The sequence below is a fragment of the Cognatundibacterium luofuense genome (genome assembly GCF_018139685.1).
GTDB classification, from domain to species: Bacteria; Pseudomonadota; Gammaproteobacteria; order Burkholderiales; family Burkholderiaceae_D; genus Undibacterium; species Undibacterium luofuense.
Map to the genome: position 1 here is coordinate 1 of NZ_JAGSPN010000664.1, position 280 is coordinate 280.

Genomic DNA, 280 nt, shown 5'->3' on the forward strand with positions numbered 1-280 from the left:
CGGCTCAGGTAAGACTACATTGCTGCGCGCTGTGGCGGGTCTGGAATCGCCTAAAACCGGTACCATACATCTGGGTGAGCGCGCAATATTCGATGGTGCACAGGGCCTGGAAGTCCCGGCTGAACAAAGGAATCTGGGTCTGGTGTTCCAGTCTTACGCCTTATGGCCACATAAAACCGTAGCAGACAATGTCGGCTATGGTCTCAAGCTGCGCAAAATGAACAACAGCGACATCGCCGTCAAAGTCAAAGAAGTATTGGGTCAGCTGGGTCTGGGTCAT

The 280-nt window shown here is 53.2% G+C and carries 1 protein-coding gene; it reads left to right on the top strand.

The features are described from left to right. Nucleotides 1-280, top strand: a 280-nt coding sequence (locus KDM89_RS22100) for an ATP-binding cassette domain-containing protein (protein WP_212689884.1), incomplete at both ends; no start/stop codon positions are given.